This window comes from Helicobacter salomonis (assembly GCF_017979425.1).
Lineage (GTDB): Bacteria > Campylobacterota > Campylobacteria > Campylobacterales > Helicobacteraceae > Helicobacter > Helicobacter salomonis.
The window spans coordinates 1-19,302 of record NZ_JAERIS010000026.1; the positions used below are offsets into that span (position 1 = coordinate 1).

Here is a 19,302-nt window from a genome sequence, read left to right on the forward strand (position 1 = left end):
TGCGCTATCAAAACTGCTGAAGATGTATGGGAATAGAGATAGCAAGCACAATCATCAAGTTCAAAACTGCAAACCATCAAAAGATACATAGAAAATCAAGGATTGAAGGCATTCATCCCACTCGCTAAAACAAATGCGACGCATTTGCTAGAGTGGGGTTTCTGCCGGAGAGTCTTAAATTACTTCGGAGGTAGGTTATCCTATATTCTTTTATAGATACGATGACGCATACAGCTATGATAAAAATTTAGGGGCTTAGAGCAACAGAAACAGGTCATCTTAGAGCAGAATACTGAGGTCAATGACTATGTTGTTAAAGAAACCCTCAAAGATACTGAAGTCACGGGGCTAGAAAGGCTTTGATGAAGCTAATGGCTAAATCTCAGGGTTTTTAGGAATTATTGACATACTCCCTATAGCTAAAGTAGGGGATTCTAGTATCATCAAAGTCCGCCCACAAGCGGGTCTTACAACTTCTACTCCAAGAGTTGATGCCCCAACTCTACGAAGGACTGTTGTAGCACAAAAGATGCCTTATATCCCCATAGCTAAAGCTAGGGGCTTTACGGCGCAAGTGAGTAAAACAGCACATCCACACTCTCACGGACCTCTAACACACCGGGCGCAATGAGGGCAAGTGCGTTGCACGCCCCCAGCGCGTCGATGGCTCCAGAACCATAGCGATTGTGGCGATAGGGAGTGAACACCCCCTGTTCTACACAGCCCAGTACGAGATGCAAACGCCTTCCCTTGAAAAACAAGTGTTCACTCAAAGGCACGCGCAACATATTGTAGCGTGTGCGCGCCCCTGCGAGTTTGTCTAGCATGGGCAGAACTAGAGTGAGCGCAGTGAGCATGCAACTTACAGGATTGCCTGGCATGCCAAAGACAAAAGTAGGGCGGTGTGCCAAACTAGCCAACATGATGGGTTTGCCGGGCTTGAGATTAACCCCATGGTAGTGAATGATTGCACCCTGTCCTAAGAGAGCCTCTTTAAAGTAATCCTTATCTCCCACACTCACTCCAGCACTACTCACTACGACATCGTAATTCCCCCATGTTTGCATGACCTCTTGCTGACTCTCTAAATCGTCGTTAAGTTTGCCTGCATGGAAGGCATCATGCCCATGACTCTTCAGTAGAGAGACGAGCATAGGGGCATTGCTATCATAAATCTGATGGGCTTGTGCTGGAGCTCCCAAGGCTACCACCTCATCACCACTGCTAAAAATGGCAATTTTAAGCCGCTTAAACACACGCATGCGTGCCATGCCCTGAGAGGCAAATAGGGCAATTTTGCCCGCATGCACCCTCTCTCCTTGATGGGCGATCACTTCGTTAACAAGAATGTCTTCACCCATCGTGCGAATATTTGCCCCTTGTTTGTAATTCTTACTGGGAGCTTGGGCTTGCTCGTCATCGAAAAAATCCATCTCCTCAAAAGGCACGACAACGTCCGCCCCTTCAGGCACAAGCGCCCCTGTCATGATCCTAGCGCAAGTGCCTGCCTTGATATGCACGCCTTCCACACTCTGCCCTGCATAGATTATGCGTGTAACTTTTAGGAGTTTACCCACATCTTCTAGGCGCATGGCAAAACCATCCATTGCCGAGTTAGTTGCTTTAGGTGAAGGCTCGCGCGCGCAGATACTTTGAGCTAAGACTCTCCCCAGGGCGTCCTCTAGGGCAACTTCCTCTGTATCCGGCACAGATTTGACCAAATTTAAACTCAATGCGAGCGCGTCGTCAAATTCCATTAAAGGGTGTTTCATCTTCATCCTTTTTGAATTTCATGGAGCATTTTCTTGAACGCGTCCTTAGTGCCCGGGCGCACAGAACTCATAAGGCTAAACAGCACAATGGCGATTGCACTGGCGACGAATCCGGGCACAATTTCGTAGATATCTAAGAAACTCTTGCCAAATTGATCATAGAGAATCACGGTGCCCGCCCCAAAGACCATGCCCATGATAGCCCCTAGCCTCGTCATGCGCTCCCAAAAGAGCGAAAAGAGGATCACCGTGCCAAAACTTGCTCCAAAACCCGCCCACGCATAGGAAACAATTTTAAGGACGCTTGCATTCCGATCTGTGGAAATGAAAAAAGCCACACAAGCCACTGCCAATACAGACACACGACTCACGGCCATAAGAGTTTTTACGGGAGCTTGTTTGTTGAAAATCTTGAAATAAAAATCCTCGGCAATGGTAGAAGAGCTAACTAATAATTGTGAACTAGCGGTACTCATCACAGCTGCTAGAATAGCACTTAAAAGCACCCCACTCACCCATGGATTAAAGAGGGTCGCGCTCATGTGGATAAAAATTTTCTCTGGATCGGCCAAGCTCAAATTAAACTTGGTAACATAGGCTACACCTAGGAGTCCAATCAAGCATGAGCCTGCTAGGCTGATAACCATCCACCCAATGCCAATCGTGGTCGCCTTAGGAATCTCGCGGATGGAACGAATGGACATGAAGCGCACCAAAATATGGGGTTGTCCAAAGTAACCCAAACCCCATGCTAAACTGGAGATCACGGCCACGATAGAAGTGCCCTGCAGGAATGTGAGATTTCCGGGCTTGATTTGAGCGATCACCTCGAAACTCGCCCCAAAACCCCCTAAATGGTAGAGCATCATGCAGGGGACGACAATGAGAGCTCCCATCATCAAAAGACCCTGTATGAGATCGGTCCAACAAACCGCTTTATACCCTCCAAAGAAAGTGTAGGTAACGATGATGAGTGTGCCTACAATCAACGCATTGGAGTATTTGACCCCAAAAGTCGCTTCAAAAAGTTTGGCCCCACTGACTAGCCCTGAGGACACATAGAAAGTGAAGAAGATCAAAATAACAATGGCAGAGATGAGACGCAAGATGTGTTTGTCATCGCTGAAACGGGTTTCAAAATAGTCAGGGATAGTGATGGAATTGGCGATCACGCTTGTGTAAACACGGAGGCGTTTAGCCACCAAAGACCAGTTAATGAAAGCCCCAATGGTCAGCCCAATGGCGATATGGCTATTGACAAGCCCTCCCACATACAAGGCTCCGGGCAAGCCCATTAAGAGCCACCCGCTCATGTCGCTTGCCCCCGCGCTCAACGCGCTGATCACAGGTCCCATGGAACGATCGCCTAAAAAATAATCCTCTGTGGTTTCGTTTTTACGGTAGAAATAAAATCCAATAAAGAGCATCAGCGCAGAATAGAGAATAAAAACGCTCAAAATTTGGTAGCTAATGTGCATGCTTAGCCTTTAGACCTCGCGCGCCCAGATTGCCATAGCGGTGGTAGGAGATGCTGACTGATTTTTCTAAAAAGTAGTTGAGCAATTCAAAACGCCCACAGCGCAGGGGTTTGGCATTGGCTAAGACAATCCCTGCCTGCGCACTGGCTTGGTAAAGCGCGTCCAAACCTTGACCAAAATAGCGCACACGCACAAAGCCACCCAATTTTGCGCTAAATTCTTCAAGACTCTCATAAAAAACACTGGGTTTGAAGTGGTGTTGCATGCCCTCTAGGCATTCTAGCAAAAGGTTAAAGTGAGGGTTAGTGGGGGAATTGTCTACGCTGATGGTAAGGGGAATGTTACACACCGCGCATGCTAGCACTACACTAAAGAGTTCCAATAATTCATCTTCTGCGCGCACGCGATACCCCACATTGGCCACTTTGGTGTAGCTAAAGTAATTTTCCTCGCCCCGCACATGGATGAATTCTGTAGGGGTGTTGAAAGTGTGTTGTGCGTGGTAAGCATAGTCGCGTGCTAAGGCGATGAGGTCCTCATAGGCATGGGCATGGTGCGCGCTAAAGGCTTCTAGGATCTGTATAAAGGGCAGATGTGCGTCAGCGGGGGGGGTTGGGGTGCTGTGCTCTTCAATGTGCACAAATTGCAGGGCGTAGTTATAGCTCCCTACCTTGCGCCCCAAACCTACGGCAGATTTTTTGATTCCCCCAAAGGGCTGGCGTAGGACAATGGCCCCCGTCGTGGGCTTGTTGACATAGATATTGCCCGCCTCAATGTGCTCTATAAAATACTCCCATTCGCGCTCATCTAGGGACTCTAGCCCAGCTGTGAGACCATAGCCTGTTCCATTGGCAAGCTCTAGGGCTTCTTTGAGATCTTTAGCCTTCATCACAGAGAGCAAAGGCACGAATAATTCCGTGTTGTAGGTATAGTCACCCTTCTGTGTGCCGTACCTGATGCAGGGCTTCATCAGATAGGGGTTATCATCGATAAATTCGGGTTTAAGCACCCATTCTTCGTGCGTTTCCACGTGGTCTAGGGCCTTGCGCACCTTAGAGCTGGGCGTGCTTGCCAAAGTGCCAATTTTATGGTGCAATTCCAAAGGATCGCCCACACTCATGGAGTTTGTGGCATCTACAAGTGTCTTTTTAAAGTTAGGATCTTCATAGACCTCTTCCTCGAGAATGAGCAAAGAGGTGGCCGAGCATTTCTGCCCCGAGTTACTAAAGGCGGAATGGACGACATTTTTCACCGCCTGTTCTCTATCAGCCATTTTAGTAACAATGGTGGCATTCTTGCCCCCCGTTTCTGCGCTCAAGTGCAGAGTGGGATTAGCCTTGAGCATTTCATAGGCCGTTTCTTCAGAGCCCGTGAGAATGGCAAAATGCACAGCCGAATTGTTGAGCAAATGGGCACTGAGCTCGCCACCACGACAGGGTAAATAGATGAGCACATCTCTGGGCACCCCCGCATCCCAGAAACACTCACACAAGCGATACCCCACTACTACACTGAGACTAGAAGGTTTGTAAATGACCACATTGCCCCCCGCTAGCGCGCTTGCAATGCTCCCCACCGAAATTCCAATGGGAAAGTTCCATGGTGCAACCACCACGCCCACCCCTTTGGGTTTGAAACTGACATGGGGATACTCTTTCAAGAGGGTTTGCAGACTATGGGGATAAAACTCTAAAAAATCGATAGCCTCACTCACCTCCGCATCGCTTTCTGCAAAGGTCTTGCCCACTTCTAAAGCACTAAGCCCGATGAGCTCCCCACGCCTCTCTCTGAACTTTTGTGCCACTTGGCTCAAGATAGCATGGATCTCCCTCAAGGGGCGTTGGGGGAAATGGCTTTGTTGAGCCAGTTCTAAGGCGCTTTTCATGATCGCCTCATCGGCTAAAAACACGGCGGCGATTTTTCGATGTTCAATCTTGTCAAAGACATCTAAACGCTTAAGCCCCTCGGGTGCGCATGCCTTGAGCACAACGGGGGAGAGCTCAATGGGTGGGGTGTTGCGGGCTTTATCTACAATTCTTTGTGCCCACTCCCGATTGGCACGCAAGGTAAAATCTGTATCACTTTCATTTCTAAAGGGGTGCTCGGGGTAAGTGCTCTGCCCTATGGGAGTGGTGTTGCGGTCCTGGGTGCGGCGTGTGTGATTGCTAAGTGTTTTCATGCCTTCCAAACTTTTTAGAAAACGCTGTTCTTGATCTTTCCACTCTGGCGATCCCACTTGGAGGTTGAAAAAGGCTTTCATGAAATTATCTGGCGCTGTGTTCTCATCTAAACGACGCACGAGGTAGGCAATAGCATTGTTGAAGTGCGCCGCGTCGCAGACGGGAGCATAGAGGATGAGTTGGTGCATTTCTTTGATTTCACGACTAGCCTGCACACTCATGCCTTCTAGCATTTCAAAACTGAAGTTGGCTATGGCAAGAGGATCGTTGAGGGCATGGATACGGGTGTAAGCATAGGCTATTTCAAAGATGTTATGCGAGGCGATGCCAATATGAATATACTTGTAGTTTTCCTCGCTCAAAACATATTCTAACATCTTATTGTAATTCGAATCGGTGTCTTGTTTGCTTGAGAAGGTGGGTAATTCCCAGCCCTTGATGGAGGCAAGGGTTTCTTCATTCTCCATGTTAGCGCCTTTGACAAAACGAATCTTGATGGGAGGGAGATCGTTGAGCACGCGCTCTTTAGAAAAAGCGACTAGAGTTTTGAGGTATGCGTAGGAATCTGGAATATAGGCTTGCAGAACAATTCCCGCACTGATAGGAAATTTAGCGATGGATTCCATAAAAGCTGCGATGGTGAGTTCTAAATCTTTAAATTCCTCCATGTCTAAGTTGATAAATTTTTCAATGCTATGCTGCTCCTTTTGCTCGAGGGCGAGCGCGTAGAGGGTGTCCAGCCGTTTGACAATCTCTGCCTTAGAATATTCAAAGTCTAAATGGTAAATTTGGGAGAAAATAGTGGTGATCTTAATGGAAATATACTTGATATAACTAGATTTGATCGCCTCTTGGTATTTATGCATGCGATACATCGCCTCTGATTCTCCCAGCACCTCTTCGCCAATCAAATTCACATTCAAAACAATTTGTTCGGATTCACGCTGTTCAATCGTGCGTTTGAGCACCTCACTTTTCTCATCTAAAACCATTGCTTGGGCATTATTGCGGACTTTGTCCACAAAAAATGGTACGCTCATAGAGGGGATGAACTTGCCTATATGCAAGAAGCCCATGAGAAGAAATTTTTCAAAACGGCTAAAGAAATCTGCAATGCCATACTTTTTGAGGGTGTGTTCGATGAGATGGAAACGGGCGCAGTTGTCCTGGCAGCGAAAAGAGCGATCCAAGAGCTCAATGAGCATGACCTTGTTACTGGGATTATCCAAGAGTTTTTGCATCTTACTATGAAAAGTTCTCTCTTCTTGGCTTAAATGTTCGCTGATTCTAGTTTGCAGCGTGGTGGCAAGACTCAAAGCCGACTGGACCAAATCGTTGGAAGGCTGTTGCATAATAACTCCAAGTGGATAGTAGCTTTGAGTATAAGATACTTGGGTTAATGAGAATACGCAAAGCAGAATCGAGAATGCGAGGGGGTCCCATTAAGTAACAATGGTACGCTTGGCAGGACTTGAACCTGCGGCCTACGGCTTAGAAGGCCGTTGCTCTATCCAGCTGAGCTACAAGCGCATGGTGCGCCTGAAGGGAGTCGAACCCCTAACCCCCAGATCCGAAGTCTGGTGCTCTATCCAATTGAGCTACAAACGCTAAGTCAAAACGGAGTTTTAAGAAATGGGGTGGATGATGGGGCTTGAACCCACGACCCCCAGGACCACAATCTGGTGCTCTAACCAACTGAGCTACACCCACCATAAAGCCTTTTACCGCATGGTCGGGGCGAAAGGATTCGAACCTTCGACCCCTTGGTCCCAAACCAAGTGCGCTACCAGGCTGCGCTACGCCCCGCAAGTTTTGACAAATAGGCACTATAGCATACTCTTAAGGTTTTGTCAAGCACTCCATGGTTTATTGGTGTTAGGCATGCAAGCTATAGAGAAATCTATTCTCATTTTAGCCATATTTTAAGTCTAGTGTTGTATAGATTTTCACGCAATACATTGCTATGAGAGGAGTTCACATGTTGAAAGAGAAGCTAAAACAACTTAGAAACGCAAACAATTTAACCCAAGAAGAACTCGCCCTTAAATGCGGTGTAAGCTTGCAGAGTATCAAGCGTTATGAGAGCGAGCAAAAAAGCAATATCACTTTAGATACTTTGGAAAAACTCGCCAACGCACTCAATACAGATTTACATTTTTTTACATCTACACATAGAGAGGTGGAAGATGTCGTGATGGTGCCCTATGTCAAGGATAGCAAGACCTATTCACCTCAAGAGAATCGGGATGATAATACGGTATTTCTTCCGCAGAGCAAAACCTTTCTCAAGAGGCATTTTGGGATCACTTCCACAGAACACCTAGGGCTTTTACAAGCTGTGGGCAATTCTATGGAGCCGCTGATCAAGGAGGGAGATCTGTTGCTCTTTCAAAATGATGAAAGCTGCTATGAAGGGGCTATTTATGTTGTCAACCTAGATGGAGAATATTATGTGAGGCGTCTGTGCAAACGCCCAGAGGTGTGCCTAATTAGTGACAATTCTATTTACAGACCCATTCATCTGCAAAGTTTGGATGATATCACCATTTTGGGACGCGTCATAGGCGTCTTGCATACTTTTAGTTTTTAAAGATAGGCGCGCAATAAATATGCTAACATGCGCGAGTAGTTTGTGCGACTAAGTCGACCAAGGAGCGAGATTGAAAATTTTAGTTGTAGATGATAGTTCCACCATGAGACGGATCATTAAGAATACCCTGCAACGCTTGGGGTATGAGGATATCATGGAAGCCGAGCATGGGGTGGAAGCTTGGGGAAAACTAGATAGCAACGACACAACCGGTGTACTCATCACAGACTGGAATATGCCAGAGATGAATGGGTTGGATTTAGTGAAAAAAGTGCGTTCGGACGGGCGGTTTAAGGATCTGCCCATCATTATGATCACCACAGAGGGGGGCAAGGCGGAGGTGATCACCGCACTTAAGGCCGGGGTGAATAACTACATCGTGAAACCTTTCACGCCCCAAGTTCTCAAGGAGAAGCTGGAAGTGGTGTTGGGAACGAATGATTGAAGTAGAGGATTGTAGCGCGCGTGTGTCCGGATGTTTATTTTAAAACCTTTGTCTTGCCCACGCATTATCCTGAGTTGTTCGCCCACTGTTTGTTGGAATTCACGCAGGATGCCATTGAGGAAATCGACACGCCTCCTTCCCTCGACTATTCTTACTTCGGAGAAACTCCCCTAAAGCCTCCTGGGGGAGGTTTTATTATCTACTCCACTACGCCTCCTGAGAGTCTCTTGGCGTGCGTGCAGGATTTCTGTAGTGTGCTCTCTAAGAGATTGGACACTGCTATTGGCTTTTACCACCATAGCAGCTCGCAGCGTAACCTGGATTGGGTGCGGGCCTATGAGCGGAGTGTGAAGCCCATCATTTGCGGGAGATTTCATATCGTCCCTAATTGGAGCTCACAGGAGCGCGAAGATTTGATGCCACTGCTCCTTGATCCAAGCTTGGCCTTTGGCACGGGCAGGCATGAGAGCACTCGCTTGCTTTTACAAGAGATTTCGCGTCTGGATATGCAAGGTCGACTGAGCCTAGATGTGGGTTGTGGGAGTGGGATTTTGAGCTTGGCACTCGCCAAGTTAGGAGCACGGACACATGCATGCGACACTGATTCGCTAGCAATCGCAGAAACTCAGAAGAATTTTACGCGTAATCATTTGGAATGTGTAAGTCTATGGCATGGCTCTATCCAGGTCATTCCTCCTGGCACATATTACGATCTCATTGTGATCAACATCCTTGCGGATGTGATCGTGCAAATGCATGCCGATGTACTCAAAGTAAGCAAGGAGGGCACGCTGCTCTTCCTGTCAGGTATTTTAGACACCCAAGAGAATGAAGTATATACAATTTATGCAAAAGATTTTACTCTTCTGCGCAGAGACCAAGAAAATGAATGGGTGTGCTTGACTCTGTGCAGGCATTTTAACTCTTAAGGATATCTATGGACAATCGATCGCAAAATCCTAACCCCAAGAAGCCCTTGTTGCAAAACCCTCTCTTGCTTGTTTTGATTTTCATTATTATTGCCATCATTGGTGTGCGTATGATGAGCACAGAGGGCGGGTTTGGGGATCGTTTTCTCTCAACTAGTACTAAAAATGTTAGCTATCACGAGCTTAAACAGTTGATCGAAAACAAAGAAGTGGACAATGTAAGCATTGGTCAAACTCTTATCAAGGCCACCAGTAAGGAGGGTAATACCAAGACTATCTATGTGGCTAAGAGGGTTCCCGATCTCTCTTTAGTTCCCCTCCTAGATGCACAGAAAATTAATTATTCGGGCTTTAGTGAGTCGAATTTCTTCACAGATATTTTGGGCTGGCTCTTGCCCGTACTGGTGATTTTAGGTTTGTGGATGTTTATGGCAAATCGCATGCAAAAGAATATGGGCGGGGGTATCTTTGGCATGGGGAGTTCTAAAAAGCTCATCAACGCGGAAAAACCCAAGGTACGCTTTAATGACATGGCAGGTAATGAAGAGGCTAAAGAGGAAGTGGTGGAAATTGTAGACTTCCTCAAATACCCTGATCGTTATGCCTCTTTGGGAGCTAAAATTCCTAAGGGTGTGCTCTTAGTGGGTCCCCCCGGGACAGGTAAAACCTTGTTGGCTAAAGCGGTGGCCGGAGAAGCCAGTGTGCCCTTTTTCTCTATGGGGGGGAGCAGTTTTATTGAGATGTTCGTAGGTTTGGGGGCAAGTCGGGTGCGTGATCTCTTTGACATCGCTAAAAAAGAGGCCCCCAGCATTATTTTTATCGATGAAATCGATGCAATCGGGAAAAGTCGGGCAGCCGGGGGAATGGTCAGTGGGAATGATGAGAGGGAGCAAACCTTGAACCAGCTCTTAGCGGAGATGGATGGCTTTGGTTCAGAAAATGCGCCCGTGATTGTGTTAGCAGCCACCAACCGCCCTGAGATTCTGGATCCCGCCCTGCTCAGACCAGGACGCTTTGATCGCCAAGTTCTAGTAGATAAGCCTGATTTTAACGGACGCGTGGAGATTTTAAAGGTGCATATCAAGCCTGTCAAATTGGCTAATGATGTGGATTTGCAAGAAATCGCCAAGCTCACTGCCGGATTAGCAGGGGCGGATTTGGCCAATATCATCAATGAAGCCGCACTTTTAGCCGGGCGTAACAACCAAAAGGAAGTCAAACAGCAGCATCTTAAAGAAGCGGTTGAGCGAGGTATTGCCGGTTTGGAGAAAAAGAGTCGGCGCATTTCTCCTAAGGAGAAAAAGATCGTGGCTTACCATGAGAGCGGGCATGCTGTCATTTCTGAGATGACCAAGGGCTCTGCGCGGGTCAATAAGGTTTCTATCATTCCCAGAGGCATGGCGGCTCTAGGTTATACTCTTAACACTCCCGAAGAAAACAAGTATTTGATGCAAAAACACGAGCTCATCGCTGAAATCGATGTCCTCTTGGGTGGGCGCGCCGCTGAAGATGTCTTTTTGCATGAAATCTCTACAGGAGCCAGCAACGATTTGGAGAGGGCTACTGACATCATCAAAGGCATGGTAAGTTACTATGGCATGAGCGATGTGAGTGGGCTAATGGTGCTAGAAAAACAGCGCAATTCGTTCTTAGGCGGGGGCTTTGGAGGAGGAAGAGAGTTTAGCGAAAAGATGGCCGAGGAGATGGATGCATTCATCAAAAAACTCTTGGAAGAACGCTACACTCATGTCAAGCAAACTTTGAGCGATTATAAAGATGCCATTGAAGTGATGGTAGATGAGCTCTTTGAAAAAGAGGTCATCACGGGCGAGCGCGTGCGTGAAATCATTAGCGAGTATGAAGTGGCTCACAAACTGCAAACCCGTTTGGTTCCCTTAGAAGAACACGCGAGCTAAGGATTTTCTATTAAACCTCTCTATCTGTTTCCCAATCTATTCACGGCGAGCAGTATTTTCTTAGGAATGATGGGGGTTTTCTATGCCGCCCGGGGGAGTTTTGTGAGCGCGTGTTGGTTTGTAGTGGTGTGCTTGGTTTTGGACGGCCTAGATGGGCGTGTTGCCCGCTTAACTAACACCACCAGCAAGTTTGGCTTAGAGTTTGACTCGTTGGCCGATGTAGTGGCCTTTGGGGCAGCTCCTAGTATCATTGCTTACTTTTATGTCGGGCACACTTATGGGCGCGTAGGAATGGCGGCTTGTGCCCTATTTGTGATCTTTGGAGCGATTCGTTTAGCGCGCTTCAATGTAACAACCCAAACCGCAGACCCCTACTCTTTCATCGGCATTCCCATTCCCACTGGAGCGGTTTTGGTCGTGCTAGCCATTTTACTCGATCACAAGTATGGTCTCTTTAAAGCCCAACACGGACATTTAATGCTTGCCTATATCGTGTTTTTGGGAGTGATGATGGTGAGCAATATCCGTTATCCCAATTTCAAAAAAGTCCGTTGGAATCTCAAGCTTTTCATCGTCTTATTAATTTTTCTCTTGCTTGTTTTTATCTATCCCTTAGAGGTGCTGAGTAGTTTTATGTTTGCCTATTTATGTTACGGCATCGTGCGTTGGATCTTTGTCATGAGCAAGATTTTATTAAAACGGAAACATTAATGCAACAGGTGCGTTTCTACATCGAAGGTATGACTTGCAGCGCGTGTTCAAGTGGGATTGAACGCGCTTTGGAGCGCAAGGATTTTATCCAAGAAGTGCGGGTGGATTTGCTTAGTAAAAGCGCAGTAGTGGTCTATGACACCGCGCATGCTAGCCTTGAAGATATTTTTAAAATGATCACCAAATTGGGCTACTCTCCTAAAGAGAGCCTGCCTCCTCCCAAGGTTCAAAAGTCCCATCTATGGCTTGCCATGCCCGCTACTTTGGGTGTACTGTATCTCTCCATGGTGGGCATGCACTTGCCCGCACTACTACCTGCTATTTTGCACAATAGCTTCATAAGTGGATTTTTGCAAGCTTTATTAAGTTTACTGGTCATGCATGCAGGCAGACATTTTTACATTAGAGGCTTTAAATCTTTATGGGAGCGCCAACCCAATATGGACAGCCTGATAGCCTTAGGCACTAGTAGCGCATTTCTTTATAGTGTGGTGTTGCTAGGCAAAGCATTTCAGGGCACACAAGTAGGGTATTACTTTGAGAGCGCATGCGTGATTTTACTCTTTGTCATGCTGGGCAAACGCCTTGAAAATGCTTCTAAAGATAAGGCACTAGCAGCCATGGAAGGCTTATTGGGCAGACAACCCCAAAGTGCACTCCGCGTAGAGGAGGGCAACGCTGTTGAAGTGTTGATCGAACGCGTGCAGGTGGGCGATGTCTTAAAGATTTTGCCCGGGAGCGTGATCCCCGTAGACGGGGTGGTAGTTGAGGGTGAGGGGGAAATTGACGAATCCACTCTCACGGGTGAGAGTGTGCCTATTTACAAATCTCAGGGTGCGCATGTCTTCTCAGGGACGCTCAACACTACTACAAGTTTTTTAATCCGCGCCACCCATACAAGCGCGCAAAGCGTTCTGCAAAAGATTGCCCAGCAAGTGCGCGATGCGCAAGGTTCTAAGGCACAAATTGCCAGATTGGCTGATAAGGTCGCGCGAATCTTTGTGCCCTCTGTCATTGCTATTGCCAGTGTGGCCTTTGGAGTGTGGTTCTTTTTGAGCAATTTTGCCCACGCTTTGGAGGTTTTCATTGCCGTGCTAGTCATCTCGTGTCCTTGCGCATTAGGTCTAGCCACTCCGATGTCCCTTTTGGTGGCACACAAGGAAGCGAGCCACTTAGGTCTCTTCTTCAAAGATGCGCAGGCGTTGGAAAAGGCTCGCTTGGTAGATTGTGTGGTCTTTGACAAGACGGGTACAATCACGCAGGGCAAGCCACAAGTCCAACGGGTTGTGGCCATTCCTGGAATCTCCACAAACGATGTGCTCTGCTTAGCTAGCAGCGTGGAAGCCCACAGCGAACATGTGTTAGCACAGGGCATTGTCGCGTATGCCAAAGCACAAGATGTGGTGTTTAAAGAGGTTAAGGAGGCGCGCGCATTCCTAGGACTAGGGATGCGCGGGTGTGTGGAGGGAACATGGATCAAGGTGGGGAATTTGGAATTTTTCAACACACCTAATCCATTTGTACTAGACACACCGGGCACTTGGGTGTTTGTGGGTATTGAAGGACAGAGTGATCATATTTTGGGGGCACTGATCTTGCAAGACATGCCCAAGGCTCATGCTAAAGAAGATATCTCTCGTTTGCAAACACTGGGAATTAAGACCATGCTTTTAAGTGGGGATCGCGCCGACAATGTGCAGGCCCTGGTCCAAGAGCTTGGCATGAGCACGGGTATCGGGCAGGCCAGCCCTGAAAACAAGCTGGCTAAGATTGAGGAACTCAAGGTTCAGGGGGAAGTGGTCATGATGGTGGGAGATGGGATGAACGATGCGCCTGCACTGGCACGCAGCGATGTAGCAGTGGTCATGGCACGAGGGAGCGATGCGAGTTTAGAAGTGGCTGATGTGGTCAGTTTTAACAATGAAATTGTAGCTGTGGAAAATGCGATTAAATTAAGTCGGGCTACCATCGCCAATATTAAGCAAAATCTCTTTTGGGCATTTGGCTATAATGCCATTGCTATTCCCCTAGCGTGCGGTGTTGCATTCAAAGCAGGCATCATGCTAAGTCCTATGCTCGCGAGTTTAGCGATGAGCCTGAGCAGCCTAAGTGTGGTGCTAAACGCGCAGCGACTCAGAGGAATCCATCTCAAAATTAAGGCAAGTTATGAAAGCTGAATGGTTAGTGCCAGAGATCACATGCAATCACTGCGTGGACAAGATCGAGCGCTTTGTAGGAGAGTTAGAAGGCGTGAAGCATATTGAGGTAAGTGTGGAGAACAAGAAAGTGTGCGTGGAATTTGACCCACCTGCTAGCCAAGAGAGCATTGCCGAAGCTATTTTAGACGCGGGTTATACTCTGGGCTAGGGTGTGAAACTCTTTTTTAAGCGTTTCCATCCTTATATTCAAGGGCATTACGCGCGCTTTGCAGTGGTGTTAATTGCCTCCCTAGTGGTGGCGTTGAGCACGGCGTGGGGAACTTATCTAGTCAAACCCACGCTAGATGAAATCTTTATCAAAAAAGATGCGCACATGCTGGCTATCTTGCCCTTCTTGGTCATTTTAGCATACTTGGGTAAGAGCGGGGGGATTTATATCCAAACCTATTTTACCAACTACATCGGACTGGACATTATCCAACAATTGCGCAAACGCATGCTGGAACATTTGCTTCAAATGGAACTTGGCTTTTTTAACCGTACCAAAAAAGGCGAGTTGATCGCTAGGATTACCAACGACATCGCGTTAGTGCGCGCGAGTTTGTCCAACTATTTGGCCGAATCGATCCGAGAATTTTTGACTGTCATAGGTTTAATAGGTGTGGTGATTTACCAAAGCCCTAGACTGGCTTTTTGGTTATTGCTCTTGTTTTTTGCGGCCATTCCGCTCAGTAAAATCATCAAAAAAGTTAAAAAGCTCTCTAAGGTTAACCAAGAAACTAACGCGCGCATGACGGCTAGATTGTCAGAAATTTTTCATAGCATTGAAGTGATCAAAACCTCCAATGGGGAAAAGCTCGAATTACAAGCGTTTCAAAAGGAAAACAAGGCATTTTTTCAAATCAGTTTAAAGAGCATTAAATATGCAGAAATCTCCTCCCCTCTGATGGAATTCTTGGGTTCTTTGCTCATCGCTTTGGTGATCTACTCGGGAGGGCGAGAGGTGATCGCAGGACATCTGAGCGTGGGGGCATTTTTTTCCTTTATTACCGCACTCTTCATGCTCTATACCCCACTCAAGCGCCTCGTGCGCATTGCCTCGAGTTTTCAAGAAGCCTTAGTTGCAGGGGAGCGCATCCATGAGATTTTAGAACGGGTTAGCCCCATTGTAGATGGCACGCATGTATTAGAAAAACCCATTGAGCGCATCGTATTCAAACATGTTAATTTTGCCTATAGTGCAGATAGGCTAGCCTTGCAAGATGTTTGTTTGGAATTGCACCCCAATCAGATTACCGCGCTCAAGGGCAAAAGTGGGAGTGGGAAGAGCTCGTTAGTGAATTTGATCTTACGGCTTTATGAGCCTACAAATGGAGAGATTGAAATTAATGGCATGCCCATTGCGTCTTTGCAGCAAAAGAGTCTGCGCGATCAAATTGGTGTAGTAACTCAAAAGGTCTTTATTTTCAGCGGGAGTGTTGCAGAAAATGTCGCCTATGGTCAGGAAATCGAGCCTCAAAGAGTGCTAGATTGTCTACAACAAGCCCAGGCCTTAGAATTTGTGCAAGCAATGGGTGGCATAGAGGCTCTCTTAGAAGAGTTTGGGGCTAATTTAAGCGGAGGACAGCGCCAAAGAATTGCCATTGCGCGCGCCCTTTATCGTAGGGCAAGTGTGTTAATTTTTGATGAGGCCACTTCAGCTTTGGACAGCCATACACAAGAGGGCATTTACCAAACCATCACAGAACTTAGAGAAAATCGCATTGTGATCATGATTTCACATAATCGTGAGAGTTTGAAGATCGCTGATCGTGTCTGCGTGCTTGCGCATGGCAAGTTACAAGAAAGTCGCACCACTTCCTAGGAGGGTTCATGCGCCTGATTTGGATTCCCTTATTTCTTGTGTTATGTGTGGGGTGTACCCATGGAGTTTTTAGTCAGCCATCCCTGCAATTGCACTATAAAAGCGCATCGCCCCAAGTACCCCTTAAGGGAGGGCTTGTTCTGCAGACTCCAGATATTAGCTTTTCTAAAGATTTTATCCCGCATTATTACCAACGCAAGTATATCCAAGCCCTACAAAGAGATGGTGCTGCACTTTTAGTGCACTTAGGGTATAGTGCAACCCCTAATGCCCCTCATGCACATTTGAGTGGAAGCGTGCGCCTTGTCTTTGAAAACACTCCTTCCACACTTAAAGACACGAAGGCCATGCTCAAAGCTACGGGCAATGAATATGTCGATCCTGTGCGTGTTTTGCGCATGCTGCGTGCTCAGAGCACCCTAAAGCTCACATGTGTAGGGGGTGATCAATTCCCCTGTGGGGTGCAGGTGCATGTGCAAGTGTTAGAACCCGTGTGGCGGGCTAACCCTTTGGATAGCGATCCTAGTGCCCATGCCAGTGATGAACAACGCTATAACATCGCACTGATAGAGGCACTCAACAAACTTTACCAACAGAGTTTACAGACCCTAGAGACGCAGATCAATCACCTCTACAAAGAATAAGCATGCTGTCCAAAGATGTGAGTGAATATATCAAGGTTAAAAATGAACTCTACGCCTATGTGTCCTACCTTCTAACTCAAAATATTAAAAATTATCTCAAAGAGCCCACTCTTAAGTATATTCAAATTGCCATGGCTCGTATTAAACAAGAGGTGCGCATTAAAGAGGATTTTTTTATTTTAGATGTGAATGGGAATTTGCTCGATGATAGAGGGGCGATCAAAAATAGCTTTGCAGAAAATTCGCCCGAATACGGCTATTTCCACGAAGCCATTCAGGAACGGCGCTGTATTTTGACCAATCCCTATCCCACACGCCACAATCGTAATTTAGTGGTAACGGCAGCTTACCCCATTTACAATAGTCAAAATGAGCTCTTCTGTGTGGTCTGTATGCACATTCCAATCAAAATGGCTATCGCGCTGAGCTCCTCATCCAAGCACTATAAGGTTTTTGCTGAAGGCAGTGTGGTGATGTATTTTTCCATCTCCGTGATGTTAGGCCTTGTAGCACTATTGCTCTTTGTCAAGAGTATTTCTACACTTTATGATGCGCTCATCCATTTCAATAATTTTGATGTCAAAGAAGTGTTTCACCCCATCGTCTTGTTGACACTTGCCTTAGCCACTATCGACTTGGTCAAGGTAATTTTTGAGGAAGAAGTGCTAGGCAAGAATAGCGGGGATAACCACCATGCAATTCATCGCACCATGATTCGCTTTCTAGGCTCGATCATCATTGCCTTAGCCATTGAGGCCTTGATGTTGGTGCTGAAATTTAGCATTAGTGAACCCAGCAAGCTGGTTTATGCTGTTTATTTAACGGGTGGGGTGTCTATTTTGCTCATCAGTCTAGCCATCTATGTCAAATTCGCTTATGGCGCAGCAAAGAATTGATTTGGCAAGACTCTAGCTCAAAAAATAGACTAGACTTTCAAGTGCTTTTAGCATGCAAGAGCATTGGAACGCATTGAGGAAGAGCAAATTATCGCGACTATCTTGTATACTTGTGTGTCTTGATTGAACAAAGTAGGTTTTTGAATGCTCCAGTCTTTTGGCACTTTAATGCATACATGGCTCTATGGACAGGGAGGCTATTACACGCGAGCAGAGATAGGAGTGCATGGAGATTTTTACACCTCTGTTAATGCGAGCACCTTTTTTGGCGGAAGTTTGGCCTGCTATCTCTTGGATTTGCTGGAAAACCAAAAACTCAGCCTTCCCCTAAGTGTGATAGAGATTGGCGCACATCAGGGGCAACTTTTAGGCGATATCCTCTCTTTTTTGCGTGCCCTCAGTCATGGGGTTTTAGAACACACGCAATTCATAACTTTAGAACCTTTAGAACATTTGCGCACCGCACAGCAGGCACATTTGGCCCAAAGGGGTATCACGCTCCAATGTGTTAGCAATCCCCTAGACTTGCCCATTACACAGAGTGTATTTATCTATTGCAATGAATTGTGGGATAGTTTTCCATGTGAAGTTATCCAAGATGGGCAAATGCTCCACATCGATTCGCACTTCAAACCTCTGTGGCGTGAAAATTGCGTCTTAGAAAAATCTAAGGGATGTGTGCCCCTATCTTGGCAACCCTACATCCACACCCTGATCAAAGCTCTTGAGCGCGTGCCCCAGTGGGCGATTGCAAGTTTTGACTACGGACAATATGGAAAGCGTGAGGAAATTGACCTACGGGCATACGAGCGGCATCGAGTCTTGGACTTTGCAGATATTTTGGAAAATCTGCCCCAACTCTACCAGCGCGTGGATCTCACCTACGATGTGGATTTCAAGCACCTAGAGAGTATCTTTACCCAGTTGGGGGCCTCTACTCTCTTTTATGGCACCCAAGCCCAAGCTCTCATACACATGGGTTTGCCAAAACTTTTAGAACTTTTTGCAGCCCATATGCCTTTTGAAACCTATCAAAAAGAGGCGTTTAAAGCCCGCGCGCTCATTGATCCCGGTGGTTTTGGGGAGCGTTTTAAGGCACTCATTATGGCCAACTTCACCCCATGAACCTCTAAAAAATCTGGGTGAAATTCATGAAAAGAGAGGAACTTTTATAACTATCTACAAGTTTTAAACTCTCATAACCATTGAGACTTGTAGGGGTCATCAGGGTGCGGGTTTGAGAAATTAGGGGCATGTGCACACCCAGGCTCCATTTGAAGCGATCCACGCGCACACTAATGCCAAAGGTCGCGTTGATATTAGCGTTATTGCTCACTTGTGCCGCGCTCGCACTGGAAAATTGCGCCGTCCAGACATGAAACATGCCCAACAACCCAGCAAAAAAGCCATAGGCTTGGATTTTAGCGCGCCTTCCCATCTTAGGCTTTCTAATTTTGCTATAGACATTAAAGAGTAAATTAGCACCCACACCAAGACTATAACGGTTCACATTATTGGCACGAATCGCTGCGCTCAATGCCTTGTCCATGTAAAGGTAGCGGTAGCCAAAATAGCCATAGTAGGCGATACCCACAAAGGGCGTGAAATACTTTTGATACCCTCCCTCTAATTGCACCCCAAATTGCACGGAGCGGCTTTGCAGGTTTTTGTTAGTGATGGTGATGAGGGGACGGGTGGGGGCTTTGACGGTGGGGAGG

The 19,302-nt window shown here is 46.8% G+C and carries 15 protein-coding genes and 4 tRNA genes; 11 read left to right on the plus strand and 8 right to left on the minus strand.

Features of this window, described 5'->3' with window-relative positions:
- Positions 1-563: 563 nt before the first annotated feature.
- From KCO92_RS05815 to KCO92_RS05845, 7 genes are all read right to left on the minus strand, one after another.
- The gene (locus KCO92_RS05815) at positions 564-1,772 is read right to left on the minus strand and encodes a molybdopterin molybdotransferase MoeA (protein WP_104695787.1); all 1,209 of its coding nucleotides are present in this window, start codon (positions 1,770-1,772) and stop codon (positions 564-566) included.
- Between the two features lie 2 nt (positions 1,773-1,774).
- A complete protein-coding gene (putP, locus tag KCO92_RS05820; protein ID WP_104695788.1) occupies positions 1,775-3,250 on the minus strand; it encodes a sodium/proline symporter PutP in 1,476 nt (491 codons plus the stop codon).
- Entirely contained in the window at positions 3,240-6,782 is a 3,543-nt protein-coding gene (locus KCO92_RS05825) for a proline dehydrogenase family protein (RefSeq protein ID WP_104695789.1), read from the minus strand. Before KCO92_RS05825 ends, putP begins: the two co-directional genes overlap by 11 nt.
- 101 nt (positions 6,783-6,883) lie before the next feature.
- A tRNA-Arg gene (locus tag KCO92_RS05830) sits at positions 6,884-6,960 on the minus strand.
- Position 6,961: 1 nt separating this feature from the next.
- Positions 6,962-7,038: transfer RNA gene (locus tag KCO92_RS05835), tRNA-Arg, on the minus strand.
- 25 nt (positions 7,039-7,063) lie between these two features.
- Positions 7,064-7,140 (minus strand) — tRNA-His (locus tag KCO92_RS05840).
- A gap of 19 nt (positions 7,141-7,159) precedes the next feature.
- A tRNA-Pro gene (locus tag KCO92_RS05845) sits at positions 7,160-7,236 on the minus strand.
- Between the two features lie 172 nt (positions 7,237-7,408).
- Here KCO92_RS05845 and KCO92_RS05850 point away from each other — a divergent pair.
- The 11 genes from KCO92_RS05850 to KCO92_RS05900 all read left to right on the plus strand — a co-directional run bounded on the left by KCO92_RS05850 (position 7,409) and on the right by KCO92_RS05900 (position 18,709).
- A complete protein-coding gene (locus KCO92_RS05850; protein WP_104695790.1) occupies positions 7,409-8,020 on the plus strand; it encodes an XRE family transcriptional regulator in 612 nt (203 codons plus the stop codon).
- Between the two features lie 70 nt (positions 8,021-8,090).
- A complete protein-coding gene (locus tag KCO92_RS05855) occupies positions 8,091-8,465 on the plus strand; it encodes a chemotaxis response regulator CheY (protein ID WP_104695791.1) in 375 nt (124 codons plus the stop codon).
- A gap of 20 nt (positions 8,466-8,485) precedes the next feature.
- A complete protein-coding gene (locus KCO92_RS05860; RefSeq protein WP_104695792.1) occupies positions 8,486-9,394 on the plus strand; it encodes a 50S ribosomal protein L11 methyltransferase in 909 nt (302 codons plus the stop codon).
- Between the two features lie 8 nt (positions 9,395-9,402).
- On the plus strand, positions 9,403-11,310 hold the full coding sequence (gene ftsH, locus KCO92_RS05865) for an ATP-dependent zinc metalloprotease FtsH (RefSeq protein ID WP_104695793.1): 1,908 nt from the start codon (positions 9,403-9,405) through the stop codon (positions 11,308-11,310).
- A 9-nt stretch (positions 11,311-11,319) separates the two neighbouring features.
- Complete coding sequence (pssA, locus tag KCO92_RS05870; RefSeq protein WP_104695794.1) at positions 11,320-12,021, plus strand: CDP-diacylglycerol--serine O-phosphatidyltransferase; 702 nt, start codon at positions 11,320-11,322, stop codon at positions 12,019-12,021.
- A complete protein-coding gene (locus KCO92_RS05875; protein ID WP_104695795.1) occupies positions 12,021-14,198 on the plus strand; it encodes a heavy metal translocating P-type ATPase in 2,178 nt (725 codons plus the stop codon). Before pssA ends, KCO92_RS05875 begins: the two co-directional genes overlap by 1 nt.
- Positions 14,188-14,388, plus strand: a complete 201-nt coding sequence (gene copP, locus KCO92_RS05880; protein ID WP_104695796.1) for a copper-binding metallochaperone CopP — start codon at positions 14,188-14,190, stop codon at positions 14,386-14,388. Before KCO92_RS05875 ends, copP begins: the two co-directional genes overlap by 11 nt.
- A gap of 3 nt (positions 14,389-14,391) precedes the next feature.
- Positions 14,392-16,044 (plus strand): ABC transporter ATP-binding protein, encoded by a 1,653-nt coding sequence (locus tag KCO92_RS05885; protein WP_104695797.1) that lies wholly within the window; start codon positions 14,392-14,394, stop codon positions 16,042-16,044.
- Positions 16,045-16,052: 8 nt separating this feature from the next.
- Positions 16,053-16,688 (plus strand): hypothetical protein, encoded by a 636-nt coding sequence (locus KCO92_RS05890; protein WP_104695798.1) that lies wholly within the window; start codon positions 16,053-16,055, stop codon positions 16,686-16,688.
- A gap of 2 nt (positions 16,689-16,690) precedes the next feature.
- A complete protein-coding gene (locus KCO92_RS05895) occupies positions 16,691-17,584 on the plus strand; it encodes a PDC sensor domain-containing protein (RefSeq protein ID WP_104695799.1) in 894 nt (297 codons plus the stop codon).
- A gap of 144 nt (positions 17,585-17,728) precedes the next feature.
- A complete protein-coding gene (locus tag KCO92_RS05900) occupies positions 17,729-18,709 on the plus strand; it encodes an SAM-dependent methyltransferase (RefSeq protein WP_104695800.1) in 981 nt (326 codons plus the stop codon).
- Between the two features lie 4 nt (positions 18,710-18,713).
- Here KCO92_RS05900 and KCO92_RS05905 read toward each other — a convergent pair.
- Positions 18,714-19,302 (minus strand): outer membrane beta-barrel protein (locus tag KCO92_RS05905; protein ID WP_104751214.1); only part of this gene is annotated, 589 nt, incomplete at its 5' end.